The organism is Massilia antarctica (assembly GCF_015689335.1).
GTDB classification, from domain to species: Bacteria; Pseudomonadota; Gammaproteobacteria; order Burkholderiales; family Burkholderiaceae_D; genus Telluria_A; species Telluria_A antarctica.
The window spans coordinates 891,459-906,896 of sequence record NZ_CP065053.1; the positions used below are offsets into that span (position 1 = coordinate 891,459).

14 protein-coding genes and 1 tRNA gene are annotated in these 15,438 nt (G+C 62.2%); 13 read left to right on the forward strand and 2 right to left on the reverse strand.

Annotated features, from left to right (window positions below):
• The first annotated feature begins 74 nt into the window (after nt 1-74).
• The 3 genes from rho (at nt 75) to IV454_RS04010 (ending at nt 3,701) form a co-directional block, all read left to right on the forward strand.
• Nucleotides 75-1,337: a transcription termination factor Rho gene (gene rho, locus IV454_RS04000; RefSeq protein ID WP_054268339.1), complete on the forward strand. Its 1,263-nt coding sequence runs from the start codon at nt 75-77 to the stop codon at nt 1,335-1,337.
• A gap of 279 nt (nt 1,338-1,616) precedes the next feature.
• Nucleotides 1,617-1,886 (forward strand): type B 50S ribosomal protein L31, encoded by a 270-nt coding sequence (locus IV454_RS04005; RefSeq protein ID WP_054268338.1) that lies wholly within the window; start codon nt 1,617-1,619, stop codon nt 1,884-1,886.
• A 93-nt stretch (nt 1,887-1,979) separates the two neighbouring features.
• The gene (locus tag IV454_RS04010; protein ID WP_206090424.1) at nt 1,980-3,701 is read left to right on the forward strand and encodes an ArnT family glycosyltransferase; all 1,722 of its coding nucleotides are present in this window, start codon (nt 1,980-1,982) and stop codon (nt 3,699-3,701) included.
• Nucleotides 3,702-3,746: 45 nt separating this feature from the next.
• On the opposite strand, the gene IV454_RS04015 is transcribed toward IV454_RS04010, so the two are convergent.
• Entirely contained in the window at nt 3,747-4,814 is a 1,068-nt protein-coding gene (locus IV454_RS04015) for a DUF418 domain-containing protein (protein ID WP_206090425.1), read from the reverse strand.
• Nucleotides 4,815-5,428: 614 nt separating this feature from the next.
• On the opposite strand from IV454_RS04015, the gene IV454_RS04020 reads away from it, so the two are divergent.
• Nucleotides 5,429-5,899 (forward strand): hypothetical protein, encoded by a 471-nt coding sequence (locus IV454_RS04020; protein WP_206090426.1) that lies wholly within the window; start codon nt 5,429-5,431, stop codon nt 5,897-5,899.
• 36 nt (nt 5,900-5,935) lie between these two features.
• Here the strand turns inward: IV454_RS04020 and IV454_RS04025 are convergent, their stop codons facing one another.
• The gene (locus IV454_RS04025) at nt 5,936-7,900 is read right to left on the reverse strand and encodes an APC family permease (RefSeq protein ID WP_206090427.1); all 1,965 of its coding nucleotides are present in this window, start codon (nt 7,898-7,900) and stop codon (nt 5,936-5,938) included.
• A 147-nt stretch (nt 7,901-8,047) separates the two neighbouring features.
• On the opposite strand from IV454_RS04025, the gene IV454_RS04030 reads away from it, so the two are divergent.
• The 9 genes from IV454_RS04030 (at nt 8,048) to IV454_RS04070 (ending at nt 15,349) form a co-directional block, all read left to right on the forward strand.
• A tRNA-Leu gene (locus IV454_RS04030) sits at nt 8,048-8,134 on the forward strand.
• Nucleotides 8,135-8,549: 415 nt separating this feature from the next.
• Complete coding sequence (locus tag IV454_RS04035) at nt 8,550-9,668, forward strand: PEP-CTERM sorting domain-containing protein (RefSeq protein ID WP_206090428.1); 1,119 nt, start codon at nt 8,550-8,552, stop codon at nt 9,666-9,668.
• 318 nt (nt 9,669-9,986) lie between these two features.
• The gene (locus tag IV454_RS04040; protein WP_206090429.1) at nt 9,987-10,445 is read left to right on the forward strand and encodes a CsgE family curli-type amyloid fiber assembly protein; all 459 of its coding nucleotides are present in this window, start codon (nt 9,987-9,989) and stop codon (nt 10,443-10,445) included.
• Between the two features lie 60 nt (nt 10,446-10,505).
• Nucleotides 10,506-10,937: a curli assembly protein CsgF gene (locus IV454_RS04045; RefSeq protein WP_206090430.1), complete on the forward strand. Its 432-nt coding sequence runs from the start codon at nt 10,506-10,508 to the stop codon at nt 10,935-10,937.
• Nucleotides 10,934-11,818, forward strand: a complete 885-nt coding sequence (locus tag IV454_RS04050) for a CsgG/HfaB family protein (RefSeq protein ID WP_206090431.1) — start codon at nt 10,934-10,936, stop codon at nt 11,816-11,818. The genes IV454_RS04045 and IV454_RS04050 overlap by 4 nt, the downstream gene beginning before the upstream one ends.
• Nucleotides 11,815-12,336, forward strand: coding sequence for a hypothetical protein (locus IV454_RS04055; protein WP_206090432.1), 522 nt, complete (start codon nt 11,815-11,817; stop codon nt 12,334-12,336). Before IV454_RS04050 ends, IV454_RS04055 begins: the two co-directional genes overlap by 4 nt.
• Before the next feature lie 41 nt (nt 12,337-12,377).
• Nucleotides 12,378-13,172: a hypothetical protein gene (locus IV454_RS04060; protein WP_206090433.1), complete on the forward strand. Its 795-nt coding sequence runs from the start codon at nt 12,378-12,380 to the stop codon at nt 13,170-13,172.
• A 91-nt stretch (nt 13,173-13,263) separates the two neighbouring features.
• Nucleotides 13,264-14,226: a hypothetical protein gene (locus IV454_RS04065; protein WP_206090434.1), complete on the forward strand. Its 963-nt coding sequence runs from the start codon at nt 13,264-13,266 to the stop codon at nt 14,224-14,226.
• An 82-nt stretch (nt 14,227-14,308) separates the two neighbouring features.
• Nucleotides 14,309-15,349, forward strand: a complete 1,041-nt coding sequence (locus IV454_RS04070) for an RNA methyltransferase (protein WP_206090435.1) — start codon at nt 14,309-14,311, stop codon at nt 15,347-15,349.
• The last annotated feature ends 89 nt before the right edge of the window (nt 15,350-15,438 follow it).

A 15,438-nucleotide genomic window follows, 5' to 3' on the forward strand; every position in this document is an offset into this window, starting at 1 on the left:
ACTGATTTCTTCCCAGATGATTAACCCACGCAGTTCCCTCCCCTACCTTTACTTCCCGTCACGGGACTCAACTCATGCACTTATCTGAACTGAAGGCCATGCACGTCTCCGCTCTGTTGGAGATGGCGATTGGCCTCGATATCGACAACGCAGCCCGCCTGCGCAAACAAGAACTGATGTTCGCCATTCTCAAGAAGCGCGCGAAATCAGGCGAACAGATTTTTGGCGACGGCGCTCTCGAAGTGCTGCCGGACGGCTTCGGCTTTCTGCGCTCGCCCGATGCCAGCTACATGGCCTCGACCGACGATATCTATATCTCGCCTTCGCAAATCCGCCGTTTCAACCTGCACACGGGCGATTCGATCGAAGGCGAAGTGCGCACCCCGAAAGACGGCGAGCGCTATTTCGCGCTGGTCAAGGTCGACAAGGTCAATGGCGAATCTCCGGAAGCGAGCAAGCACCGCATTCTGTTCGAGAACCTGACCCCGCTGCACCCGAACGAGCCGCTGCGCCTCGAGCGCGAAATGAATGGCCAGGAAAACATCACCGGCCGCATCATCGACCTGATCGCCCCGATCGGCAAAGGCCAGCGCGGCTTGCTGGTGGCGTCGCCGAAATCGGGCAAGTCGGTCATCTTGCAGCACATCGCCCACGCGATCACCGCCAATCACCCTGACTGCACCCTGATCGTGCTGCTGATCGACGAGCGGCCGGAAGAAGTCACCGAGATGCAGCGCTCGGTGCGCGGCGAAGTGGTGGCCTCGACCTTCGACGAACCGGCCACGCGCCACGTGCAAGTGGCCGAGATGGTGCTCGAAAAGGCCAAGCGCCTGGTCGAAATGAAGAAAGACGTGATCATCCTGCTGGACTCGATCACCCGCCTGGCGCGCGCCTACAATACCGTGATCCCGGCTTCGGGCAAGGTGCTGACCGGCGGCGTGGATGCGAATGCGCTGCAGCGTCCGAAGCGTTTCTTCGGTGCGGCACGCAATATCGAAGAAGGCGGCTCGCTGACCATCATCGCCACCGCGCTGATCGAAACCGGTTCGCGCATGGATGACGTGATTTACGAGGAATTCAAGGGCACCGGCAATATGGAAGTCCACCTCGAGCGCCGCCTGGCCGAGAAGCGCGTTTATCCGGCGATTAACCTGAACAAATCGGGTACCCGCCGCGAAGAGTTGCTGATCAAGGCCGACCAGTTGCAGAAGATCTGGATCCTGCGCAAGCTGCTGTACTCGATGGACGAGATCGAAGCGATGGAGTTCATCCTCGACAAGATGAAGGCGACGAAGAATAACAATGAGTTCTTCGACATGATGCGCCGCGGCGGGTAAATCCCCCGAAAGCATCGCGAAAGGACGGCTGCGGCCGTCCTTTTTTCATTTTTGGCAACACCGGGGTCAGACCCCTGATTGCGTTCTTGGCCACACCGGGGTCAGACCCCTAACTGAAAAACCGGGGTCTGACCCCAGCCAACGTTGCGCTACTTTCGAAAAGCGCTGTATAATCGCCGGTTGCAGTATTTAACCCCTGGCAAGTGAGCGGCAATCGGGTCACGAGGCAAGACGACCGACGAAGTGCAGTTTGGCTACCAAACTAACCGAGGCAAGACCATGCGTAAAGATATCCATCCAGAATACCGCGACGTTGTTTTCCACGACCTGTCGTGCGATTTCAAATTCGTTACCCGTTCGACCATCCAGACCCGCGAAAAAATCACCCACGAGGGCGCTGAATACCCACTGGTGAAGATCGAGGTGTCGGCTGAGTCGCACCCGTTCTACACCGGCAAGCACAAAATCGTCGACACCGCTGGTCGCGTCGAGAAGTTCCGTCAGAAATTTGGCGCCGTCGGCTCCAAGACCGCGGTTGCAAACGGCTAAGTTTTTGCCATGCATACCCAAAAAAGCAGCCCCCGGCTGCTTTTTTTTCGTTGATACTACGTCCTTCCCCAATTCCCGATGCCCCCGTTATCGATGAAACCCGTCCGCCTTTCCGCCGCCGCCACCCTCGCCCTCCCGCGCTGGGCCCTGTTTGCGCTGGGCCTGCTGTACATCCTGCCCGGCCTGATCGGGCGCGCCGACTGGAAAGATGATGCTGGCAGTTTCGGCATCATGTGGACCATGGCCCACGGCGGGATCAGCGACTGGCTGCTACCCAATATCGCCGGCATGCAAGTGCCGGACGACGGCCCCCTGGCCTTCTGGCTGGGCGCGCTGTGCATCAAGCTGTTCGGCTGGCTGATGGGCGACATGATGGCGGCGCGCATGTCGACCATCGGCATCTTTTTGGCCGGCACGGCCTCGGTCTGGTGGGCCGCCTTCCACCTGGGACGGCGCCAGGATGCGCAGCCGCTGCGCCTGGCCTTCGGCGGCCAGCCCGAGCCGGACGACTATGGACGCACCCTGGCCGATACCGCCGCGCTGATCTACCTCGGCTGCCTGGGCTTGCTGATGTTCAGCCACGAAACCCTGGCCGTGACCCTGCAGGGCGGCCTGGTCGCCTATTTCCTGTACCGCGCCGTGCGCTACGTCGAAGCGCAGACGGTGCGCAATGCGGTCCTGATCGGTTTGTCCCTGGGCGCGCTCGTGCTCACGCGCGGCGTGTTCACGCCGCTCACCTTGCTGCTGGCCCTGTTCCTGTGCACGCGTTTCCTGTCGGTTCCGCTGGTGCCGACCTTGCGCCAGCTCGGCCTGGCGGTCCTGACGGCCGCGCTGATCGCGATGGTCTGGGTCCTGCCGGCCTGGCTGATGGCGCCGTACGGCTTGAATCCGGTGAACGCCTGGCTGGCCTGGACCGCGCGCCAGATCGGACTGCCAAGCTGGATCTCGATCAAGACCTTTTTCCGCGTCGGCATCTGGTTTTTCTGGCCGGCCTGGCCGTTCGCCGGCTGGGCCATTTATGCCTGGCGCCGCCAGGACCATTTGCTGCACATCGTGCTGCCGCTGTTTTTCGTCGGCGCGCTGACCCTGCTGATCCTGTGCGATCCACTGCCGGAAAACGGCGACATGCTCAAGCTGCTGCCGCCGCTGGCCATCATGGCCGCGTTCGGGCTGCCGACCATGAAGCGCGGCGCCATCAATGCCATCGACTGGTTCTCGGTGATGGTGCTGACCATGCTCAGCGCCATCGTGTGGCTGTTCTGGATCGCCAAGCTGACCGGCTGGCCGGCGCAGCTGGCCAAGAATGTGCTCAAGCTGCTGCCGGGCTACCGGCCCGAAGTCGGGGTGCTGGCCTTCGTGGTGGCGCTTGGGGCTACCATCGGCTGGATCGCGCTGGTCCACTGGCGCATTTCGCGCCAGCCGGCGGTGCTGTGGCGCGCCGTGGTGCTGTCTTCGGGCGGGCTGATCTTGCTGTGGGTGCTGCTGATGACCTTGTTCCTGCCGGACTTCAATTACAGCAAGAGCTACGCCAGCGTGGCGCGCCAGATCGCCGGCTCGCTGCCGCTCGATTCGGGCTGCATCAACTCCAACGTGGGCGCGCCGCAGCGCGCGTCGCTGGCGTTTTACGGCAAGCTGCCGTTCGATAAAATCGGATCGGCCAAGTGCGATCTGATCCTGCTGCAGGACAGCGTGAAAGTGCACGACGAGCGCGAACTGGCCAAGCCGCCGCCGGGCGCCGAGTGGCGCCTGCTGTGGGAAGGCCGGCGCCCGGCCGACCGTGACGAGCGCTTCCGCCTGTACCAGCGCGCGCCCTGAACGGCGCAGCGCCGCGCTGGCGCTCAATATGCCCGGATAGGCGATCTACAAGCCGGTGCAGCGCCGCATCAGCCACTCGACCGGGCCAAGCGCGAAGCGCCGGCGCCACAGGTGCGCGCACAGCACCGCGCCGGCCGAGAACAGCAGCGCGCTGGCCACCGCGAAGGCGAGCGTGCGGCCCTCGAGCAAACCAAGCGCTTCGAGCACGCCCATGCCGATGACGACATGGGCGATGTACAAGGTCAGCGCCAGCTGGCCTGTGTGGACCAGGGGCGCCAGCGGGCGCGCGCTACGCCTGCGTTCACCGATCCAGACGCAGGCCGCGATCAGCGCCAGGGCGTCGCCAGCGGCGGCGATCCAGTACAGCGGAAGCGGCGGCAACGGCCCGGATGACCACAGGTGGGCCCAGATGCCGGCGCCTGGTGTGGCCCACAGGGCGCCGCTCAACATGGCCGATTCGGCGGCGATGCCCATGCCAAGGCCGGTAATGAAAATCCGGTACAGCATGGCATTCGACTGCAGGTCGAAGCGGCCGGCCGCCATGCCGAGCAACAGGAATCCGGCCCACGGGAAGACCGGGTGAAAGCCATTGAAGAACAGGTTGCGGACAAAGCCGGCCGGCCCCCAGAAGCCGGCGTAGGCCAGCGTTTCCCAGTTCCAGCCGGCGCCGTAATCGATGACCGTGGCCAGCAGGACGAAGCCGGCCACCATGGCCACGGCGGCGGCGAACAGCGCGCCGGTGCGCCACGACAGGACGGCGGCGCCGATCGCCATGTAGGCGCCGTAATAATGGAGGATGTCGGCCGGCCAGACCTGCACATACAGCAGGCCGGCGACGAACAGGAAGGCGGCGCGTTTCAGGATGCCGGCACGGGCGGCGTGCAGCGCGCCAGTGTCGCCCGACTGGCGCGCGCGCTGTGAGATCAGCGACAGGCCGACGCCTGCCAGCACCACGAAGACGGCGGAGGCGCGGCCGTCGAGTGCATCGACCAGCGCCAGCCACCACGGCGCATCGGCCGCGCTGGCGTGCATGACGACCTTGAAGTTGACGATCACCATGCCGATGACGGCAAGGGCCCGGGCCAGGTCGAGGCCGACGATGCGCTGTTTCATGGATGACCACATTGAAAAAATCACAATGTAGCATGCGGGTCGGCGCTTGTTGAAAACGGCGATTCGATCAGCAAGGCTGATGTATCTCCGTATTTTCCAACACTTCCATCCCGGCCGGCTCGCCGCATGCTGGCCGTAAGAACGGCCATCGGAGCCCGCCCCCTCTTGATTCGTCGTGCTCCACGAGTACCGGAACAAACGGGAGCGGCGGATGTCAAAGAAGAGGGAAGTACGCGAGCGCGGCGGCACCTTGAAGAGGACTGGGCTATATTTTGTATAGTCCATCAAGCACATGATTGTCAGAAGAACTCAACTATCAAGGGAGCAGCTTGAAGCCCTGATACATGAAGAGTCCAAAGATACTTCCAAGCTATTCTTCACGAAGCATGTTGAAGAACAAATGCGCTCCAGGAGAATTGCGAAAGCGTGCGTGCTTGAAACCTTGAGAGCGCGGGGCGGATCAGGCGTCGCCCCGAACCCAACCCGATGAAGGGGTCCGTCGAATGCAAAATGGAGTATTTGAGTGCCGGACATCGGGTTGCTGTCATTGTCACGGTCAGTAATGACCCGGGCCTGATCATCGTTACTGCGATGTACGCATAGGAGAACGAACCATGTTGCACTTTACCGACGCAGGATTGCGCAACGTATGGCTTACAAACGGCTACGTGGAGAAAGAAACGCCGTATGGGACAGCCGTCTCATACCCGGACCTCGATGGACTCATTCGGACCGTATGCCTTGCCCTGGCACATAAGCCTGGCAAGCTTGCAGGCGCCGAGTTCCGCTACCTGCGAAACGCCTTACTGCTTTCACAGAAGTCGCTAGGCAATTTACTGGGCTGCACAGAACAATCCGTGGCGAAGTGGGAAAAGCAAGGTCGTATTCCGAAGGCTGGAGACTTCCTGATACGGCTCATCTACACCCAAAAACACGATGGAATGGACAGCGTGGCGATCGCCGTCGACGCTCTCAAAGCGATTGACCATGTTGGCAATAGCAGGATCATCGTCTCGCGGACCGGCGACAAGTGGGCGTGGAAGCTTGCTGTAGAGGGCAACGAACAATTGCTTGAGCCAGCTTAACTATTGCCGCTGCGCGCTCCTGTCCGTTTAAATGCACTAGACCTTCATCGGCAGGATCACCATCTGCAAGCCTTCCAGGTGCAGGCGGCGCTGGACCGCCAGCGCGGCCTGGTTGTGCAGCAGGCGGGTGAACCAGTTATCGGTCGCGAAAATCAGTTTGCTGGTGAAGAAAATCGAACTCGGATAGTCGCGGTTGATCTCTTCGCATTGCCTCGTCACTTCATCGACGGCATCGGTGCCGAAGCTGATATACGAGGACGCGGCCATGCCGTGGCTCTGGCAGAAATCGACAAAATATTCGAGCGTGTCGGCCGCTTCCTCGCGCATTTTTTCGAGCGCGCCGATGCCGCCGTACGCATGCGAATCGACCGTGCGCGCATTCACGAACAGGAAATGCTTGAAGTGGCCGGGGAACATGCGCAGCACCCACAGCAAGGCATGCAGGCCGCCGCCGCGCGAGGAACCGACGATGAACACGGCGGTCTGGTCATCCGCCTTCGGCTCCACCGTGTCCGTCACGGGGCCGAAGGGCTGGTTGGCGAACACCTCGTCGACCGAATGAATCGCCGCCTTGGTTTCGCGGTAGTGATTGCGGATGATGACGCACAGCGCGGCGATGGCGCCGATGATGACGATGGTCGCCCAGCCGCCTTCGGCGAAGCGCTCGTACAGCAGGATCGCCAGGATGCCGGCGCAGATGACGAAGCCCGTCAGCGACAGCAGGAAGCGGCGCACCCAGCTCTGGCCTTCGTTGTCGCGGCTCTGCCACCAGTAGCGGCACAAGCCGAACAGCGAAATGGCGAAGGTGAGGAACACGGAAACCGAATACAGCACCACCAGCAGGGTTACCTTCCCTTCGGTCCAGAACAGGATCGCCAGCGCGGCGATGCCCATCACGAGGATGCCGTTCTGTGTGACCAGGCGGGTCGAGAGGTAGCGGAATTTGTGCGGCACCCAGGAGTCGCCGGCCATGTTCGACAGCACCGACGGCCCGCCGAGAAAGCCGGTATTGGCGGCCACGAACAGCAGGCCGGCCTCGAACGCGAGCACGATCACCAGCACGATCTGGTTGAGCAGCGGGCCGCCCAGGCCCATGCTGTCGATGATGGCCTTGAAGGTCGACGCGTTGAGGGTCTGGCCGGCCACGTGGCGCGCATCCCACAGCAGGTACAGGAGGATGATGCCGGACGCGGTGAAGGCCAGCGACAGCGCCATGTACAGCATCGTCATCTTCCCGGTGCGCACGCGCGGCTCGGCCAGCAGGTTGACATTGTTCGACACCGCTTCCAGACCGGTGTAGGTGCCGCCGCCCTGCGAGTAGGCCAGCAGCAGCATGCCCGCCACGCCGGTCCAGCCGATGCTGCCGGCCAGTTCGCGCGTGTCGGCCATGGTGGTGGGGACCAGCTGCGGCAGGTAGGACGCATGCGCGACGATGCCGTACACGATCAGCACCAGGTGCGTGGCCACGAAGCCGAGGAAGATCGGCAGCAGGATCTGGATCGCTTCCTTCAGGCCGCGCAGGTTCATCACGATCAACAGGCCGATGAAAAACGCTTCGGCCCAGAGTTTATAGGGCTGGAAGCCGAGCGGCAGGAAGGAGGCCAGGGCGTCGACCCCGGACGCGATCGAAATGGCGATGGTGAGCACGTAATCGAGGATCAGCGCGCAGCCGGAGACCAGGCCCATATACGGGCCGACCAGTTTGGTGGCGACCCGGTAACCGCCCCCGCCCGTGGGGAACAGCTCGATGACCTGGTTGTAGGCCAGCGCGATGACGAACACGGTGACGGCGGTGGCCAGCACCAGGTACAGGCCGAGGTGGGTATGGCCGCCGAGCGCGCGGAAAGTTTCTTCCGGCCCGTAGGCGGAGGACGAAAGGCCGTCCGCGCCGAGCCCGACCCAGGCCAGGAAGGCGACCAGCGCCATCGAGTGGCGGGTCTCGCTTTTCATCGGGTCGAGCGCTTTGCCGAGTATGAGTTCGCGGATTTTCTTGTTATTCATCGTGCGCGCGGCCCGTACGGACGGCGTGGTAGCCCAAGGTAGAACGCGATCATACGCCGTTCGCCGGGCCGGCGTCATGACAGCCGGGCGCGAAAATACGAAAGATTTGCCTGAATCGGGCAAATCAGCCATAATGCGGGTCGCGTTGCCGGGATGGCGGAATAGGTAGACGCACGGGACTCAAAATCCCGCGCTGGAAACAGCGTGCCGGTTCGATTCCGGCTCCCGGCACCATTGAATTCAAGCGCTCAGGCGTATCAAGACTCTCCCCCGGCCAGCTGCCTCGCACTGGCCTCGCATTAAATACCCCCTATTTTTTATACGCCCGACGCTGACAGCCTGGCCTGTCTGTCGGATCGCGCATGGCGTTCGCCACCCAGACATCGCCGACACTCCGTTTTCCGCCCGCGTATTCGTCGTTTTCCATTGCCTGCAGCTGTTCCCCATACATTTAAAAAACAATATAAATGAATCATCACGTTTGGCAGTCAATTAATCATTGCAATTTAAAAATATTATTTACTTGTCGGAATTTTTTACACTCGATAAGCAATATTTTTCGCGGACTGAATAAAAACAAGGGCTTGCGAAACTGGCACGTTCCATGCTCATCCATACGATAAGAACAATCACATGAGGGATGCCCAAAATGAACTCGATCACACGTCGTTGCGTCGCACTTGCGTTGCTGGGAATGGCCGGCATCGCATCGAACGCCGCCCTGGCAGGACCGCTGCCAACTTACTCCAGCACCTACCCCACGCCCAATTCCGCATGCGCGACGTATGGCAATTTCGTTTCATGTTCGACGGGCGTGCTGAACTATTTGTCCGGAAGCGGCGCCACCGGATTCACGGGCGATTACACCTTCAGTGCCGCCCAGGGCACCCTGCACGATGCGATTGTGGTCGCATCGAACGGCGGTGCCATCCTGGCCAACGGCGATGTGGCGCTACCGTCGGAAAATGGATTCAAAACCATCAATGGCGGCCAGAAGGACTATTTTTTCACCGGTGACCGGAATGACCCCATCAATAACGGCGCACTGGCCAACGACACGGCATTCAGCTGGGACATGGGCCTGGGCACGTTGAACAGCAAACTGACCTTCGACGGCGACTACCACCAGATGATGATCGCCTTCGATTTCAATAATCCGCAGAATGCAACGGCCAGCCTGCCGATCTGGGCACTGGTGACGATACGCGATAGCGAGGGCAATCTGGCCAACAAGTATTTTGAAACGCAACAGCTCGACCTGACCGACATCTTCAAGGATCCGTCCCTGTTCCAGTCGACCAAGACCTTCGACGGCACGAGTGTCACCACGCCAGCTTCGGGCGACTTCGCAATGACGGTCGGTGCCATCTGCGTGGTCAGCAGCGCCACCTCCTACCCCTCGCCCGATGGCAGCCACTGCCCCACTGGCGGCCATTTGGTCAACACCAACCAGGCGTCGAACGCTGTGGAATTCATCAACTACATTCCCAGCCTCGATTTGAAAGGACTCCAGGGCGCGGGCTACGACAGCATGTCGGTGCAGGTCTGGATGGGTTGCTTCGGCACCGGCGGCACCACCTCTGGCCCGACACTGGCCGATGGCAAACCGGTCGGTCCGTGCGACACGGGCGGCTATGGCGATATCTTCCTCATCGCGGGCGCGGCCGTACCGGGCCGGAACGATGTGCCGGAACCAGGCACGCTCGCACTGGTCACACTGTCGCTGTTCGGCTTGCACGCCGCGCGCCGGCGCCGCCAGACACCCTGATCTGTCGACGATGCGCGCCCCCGTGGCGCGCAGCCGACCCGCACCTTGACGCTTGTGCTTTCTCTTCTCCTCTCTCACACTGCATGCATCGCGCTGACCCGACAAGGCAGCGCGATTTCTTTTGAAACAGCGCTTGTTCCATTCAAATTTCCATCGGTCAGCATTGATTTTTAACCAGCCGAAGCGCTTGACATCCCGGCCTTGAATTTTTGACAGCCATCAAAGCCGGCATGGTCTCCCTCGATAAACTCAAATCTCATCTGCTCGGCTACCGCTGCGTTTCAGGCCACAACACAAGAACAATAACCGCGAGCCCCTATGTCCAAGTCCACCACACTACTCGCCCTGTGCGCGCTGTCGCTAGGCTGCATGCTCACCGCGACAGCCCAGCAAGCGCCCCAGCAGGACGCGCCAGACAAGCTCGATAACGCCGCACGCATGCTCGCGGCCGATACCGACAGCGGCGTCGTCACCAGCCAATCCGTCACCGTTGCCGGCCACGATTTTTGCCAATACTTCATTGCCGCATGGCGCGAGAAAGAAGGCAGCGAACGCTACACCCTTGCCATCCTCGAACGCCCGTCGGCACGCCGCGGCAGCGAAGTACGCATCGACTTCGCCCAGCGCCGCGTGTTCGAAACGCGCCTGCCCGCCGCCCGCTCGGCGATCAAGGCGCTCAGCGAAGACGCCGCCGAAAGAACCTACCAGGCGGTCGTGCAAGCCGATGCCGAGCGCCAGAGCATCAACGACGCCGACCTCGCGCCCGACGAATTCTGAGTCTGTCCAACGCTGTCTTTGTCAACGCCGTACAACGTACAAGTAAGAAGGAAAACAGCCATGCCACTCCATTCCATCACGCGCGCCGCCGCGCTGTGCCTGGTCGTACTGGCGAACGCCGCCACCGCGACTGAACTCGTGTATTTGCCCGTCAACCCCTCGTTCGGCGGCTACCCGGCCAACGGTGCCGGCCTGCTGGCAACCGCGACGGCCACCAGCAAGCACACGGAGAACAAGGGCCTCGGTGGCTCTTCCTACTTCGACCAGTCGCCGCTCGCACAGTTCAATCAAACTCTCGAACGCACTGTGCTAAGTCAACTCGCCTCCGCCGCCACGTCCAAACTGCAAGGGCCGGATGGCAAGCTGGTGCCGGGAACCTTTTCCACCGCGAACTTCACCATCACCGTCGTCGACCTGGGCGGCGGCATGCTGCGCATCACGACCACCGACAAGAGCACCGGCGCCACCACCACCTTCGAGGTGGCGCAATGAACGCCCTGCGCTGGGCGCTCGCCGCCACGGCCGGGGCCAGCCTGCTCGCGGGCTGTGCCTTCCGCCACCCGCCCTCGGCACTCACGGCCGCCGCGCAGCTGGCACCGGCCACGCCCATCACGCGCGACCTGCTCAAGCTGCCGGCCCCGAAAGGCAAGGTGACCGTCGCGGTGTACGGCATTCGCGACCAGACCGGGCAGTACAAGCCTGCCCCGGACAGTTCGTTTTCGACCGTGGTCACCCAAGGCGCCTCGTCGATGCTGGTCAAGGCGCTCAAGGAGTCGGGCTGGTTCATCCCGGTCGAGCGTGAAAACCTGCAAAACCTGCTTACCGAACGCAAGATCGTACGCGCGCTGGAAATGCCACAACCGGCCGGCACGCCTCCGGTGCAGATTCCCCCGCTGCTGGCCGCCTCGGTGCTGATCGAGGGCGGTATTGTTGCCTACGAAAGCAATGTGCGCACCGGCGGCGCGGGCGCACGCTTCCTGGGCATTGGCATGAGCACGCAATACCGGGTCGACCAGGTCACGGTGAACCTGCGCAGCATCGACATACGCGGCGGACAGGTACTGCAGAGCGTCTCGACCACCAAGACGATCTACTCCTATGAGATCCATCCCAGTGTGTTTAAGTTCGTGAATGTGAAAAATTTACTTGAACTGGAAGGCGGCATGACGCGCAACGAGCCGACCCAGCTGTGCGTCAGCGAAGCGATCGAAGCCGGTGTTGCCCATCTGATCGTGGCGGGACTCAAGGAGGGCAGCTGGGCGCTTGAGGATGAGGGGCAGTGGAGCAATCCGGTGCTGCAACGTTACCTGGCCGAACGCGAACCGCCGTCGCCGGCGCAACAGGCCGACAGCGGGCCGGGAGCTGCGCCATGAACCCGCGCCCGGTTTCATGGCTGCGCGCCAGCCTCGCTGTCATGGCATTGTGCGCGGCCCGGTTCGCGGCCGCCGGCGACCTTGCGCCATCCGAACTGAACGCCGCGCCGGTACAGGGACATGCGCTGGTGCTGCGCCAGCAAGGCAGCGGCAACAGCGCCGCCATCGAGCAGGCCGGACAGCAGCACCTGTTCGAGGGCGCCCAGGTGGGCATCGGCCAGCGCGCCAGCACGACGCAGCGCGGCTCGTTCCAGCGCGCCACCTTGCTGCAGGAAGGCAGCGCCAACACGGTGGACCTGCTGCAAAGTGGCAGCGGCAACCAGGCCGCCGTGGGACAGGCCGGGCAGGATAACCAGGCCAGCATCGTCCAGGATGGCATGGAGCACCGCGCCGATATCGACCAGCGCGGCAGCCTGAACACGGCACGCATCGAGCAATACGGCCGCGAAGGAAGCGCGCGGCTGAGCCAGTCCGGCAGCGGCAAGAATGCCACCTTGATTCAACACCAGGGGCGCTGACCGATTCCCGTTCCGTCCCTTCACTCTACCGGAGTATTCTCATGAAGACCGTGTTCCCGCTACTCGCGGCAGGCATCGCCTTGTCCGTCTCGGCCAGTGTCGCCAGCGCCGCCAGCAGTGCCGTCACCACCCAGCGCGGCAATGCCAATATGGGCAGCATCGAGCAGGTGGCAAGCGCCCTCGCCAGCGCCAGTATCAATCAGACCGGCAATGCGAATCATGGCCAGATCGCCCAGAACCAGATTGATTATGTCGACGCGCTGGTCGAGCAGGACGGCAGCAATAACGATGCCAGCCTGCGCCAAAACGATGTGGGCAACCTCGATGCCAGCGCGCGCCAGAGCGGTAGCGCCAACCGGATCGCCGTGGTCCAGCACGACGCCGGCATCGGCAGCGCCCGCATTGCGCAAGTTGGCGGACTCAATACGGCAACGGCCGATCAAAACCACATCGCCTTTACCCAACTCGGTATCGAGCAATTCGGCATCGGCAACCGCGCAACGGGAAAACAGTTTGCGACCGACCAGACCGTCATGGCGATCACGCAAAACGGCGCCGGCAATGTCGCCGACAGCGCCCAATCCGACAGCCAGAATCTGAGCACGGTCGTCCAGAGCGGCATCGACAACGCCGCCGTGCAGACGCAAAACCTGGTGGGCAACGAGTCGATGATCATGCAGACCGGCAGCGACAACCAGGCCACCGTCCGCCAGACCGGCATCAGCGGCCTTGGCCTTGCGCCCAATACCGCCTATGTGAGCCAGAGCGGCGACGGCTTCGTGGCGCAGCTCACCCAAACCGGCGCGATGAACCGTGCCGGCGTCAATCAATACTAGCGGCGCACGGCAGCCGCGCACTACCAGAATTCAGCTACCGGGGTCGCTGAATCGCACCCACCCTGACCCCGTCCATGTATGGAGGCATTTCATGAAACTTCATTTATCCGCCCTGGCAAGCGCACTGACCCTGGCGTTTGCCGCCACGTCGGCCCAGGCAGAACTCAATTCCATCACCGCGCAAAAAGGCGTCGGCAACAACGCTTATACGGTGCAGCAAAATTCGTCAGGCTTGATCAAGGCGACCATTACCCAGGTCGGGGAAAACAACAAGGCGGGCGACCCCGTTGCGAAAACCGGCGGCATTGTCCAGATCGGGGCCAACACCGATATCAGCGCCGCGATCACGCAGCAGGGCAACCAGAACAACGCCGGCATCCGCCAGGAAAAGGCCACCCGTACCGGCGCAACCGTGGCGCAGACGGGCAATCAGAATATCGCCACGGTACGCCAGAACGGCGCCTGGCAGTCCGATGCCACCCTGTCCCAGAACGGCCAGAAAAATAGCGCCACGCTCGATCAGCAGGGTGTTGTCGATTTCGAAATCATCGCAAAACAAACCGGAACGGATAACAAGCTGGCCGTCAACCAGGTCAATTCCGGCCACCAGGGCGCCTATGTCACGCAGAACGGCGTTGCCAACGGCGTGACCGTGGCCCAGACGCAAACCGACTTCGCCGAAGTGACGATCAATCAGATCGGTACCGGCAACAACGTCAAGGCGGCCCAAAAGAACGCCCAGTTCGTCCAGTCGACCATTGCCCAGAATGGCACAGGCAACAATGCGCTCACCGATCAGGCCGGCATCCGGAATAAAAGCGCCATCAATCAGAAAGGAAATAACAACCTGACTACCCTGACGCAGAATTCCAATGCGAACGAATCCCTGGTGACGCAAAACGGCATCGCCAACAAGGCAACGGTGAGCCAGACAGGCACCGCCAATGCCGGTGCGCTGGCCAACGTTTCGTATATCACGCAAACGGGCAATGGCTATATCGCGACCCTGACCCAGAATGGCAGCAATAACCATTCCGGCATCGTTCAATACTAAAAGGCGCGCATGACGGCGCAAGTAAAGCGCCGTTTTCATCGCTTCATGCTATCCGCATCGCGTTATGCAATAAAATAGCGCGATGCAACTATCATCCATCCGCCAGCGCCTGCGCGCCTTGGGCGCCCTTCCCTTGCACGAACAGCGCGTGCTGCGCGACTGGGTCCAGGGCCGCCCCTACGATCAGGGACGGCGCCGTCCCAACGATTTCCTGCCCCTCGGCGTGCGCACCGCCCTGCCCGCCCTCGACGCCGAGCTGCAGGCGATGGCACGGCTGATTTCCTCCCATCCCGGTGAAGACGGTTCGGCCCGCTTGCTGGTGGGACTGGCCGACGGCCAGGCGGTCGAAAGCGTGCTGCTGCCGCGCGACGGCCTGTGCGTGTCCAGCCAGGTCGGCTGCGCGGTCGGTTGCCAGTTCTGCATGACGGGGCGCGAAGGGCTCATCCGCCAGGTCAGCAGCGGCGAAATCATTGCCCAGGTGGTGCTGGCGCGCACCCAGCGGCCCGTGAAAAAAGTGGTGTTCATGGGCATGGGCGAACCGGCCCACAATCTCGACAATGTGCTCGAGGCCATCGAACTGCTGGGGACGGAAGGCAATATCGGACACAAGAACCTGGTGTTTTCCACGGTTGGCGACCCGCGTGTGTTTGAACGTTTGGCGCAGGGCGTGGTCAAACCTGCATTGGCACTGTCGCTGCACACGACCAAGCCCGCGTTGCGCGAGCAATTGCTGCCGCGCGCGCCGCGCATCACGCCCGAGCAACTGGTCGAGGCGGGGGAGCAGTACGCCCGGCTTACCGGCTATCCGGTGCAGTACCAGTGGACCCTGCTCGAAGGCATCAATGATGGGGAAGAGGAGATCGACGGCATCGTGCGCCTGTTAAAGGACAAGTATGCCGTGCTGAACATGATTCCATACAATACGATCCCGGATCTGGCATTCAAGCGGCCAAGTTGGGAGAGCGCGCGTGCGATTGCCGCTACCTTGCACCAGCGCGGGGTGCTGACCAAGCTGCGCGATTCGGCGGGACAAGATGTCGATGGCGGTTGCGGGCAACTGCGCGCGCGCGCCGCTGCGCCGGCACGCAAGACGATTGCGATCGGTCGCGCCGACGCATCCTGACAGTTCGGCCGCGCCGGCGCATCCTGACAGTTCGGTCGCGTCGGCGCATCCTCATGGTTCGATCCCGTCGACGCATGCTGACAGTTCGG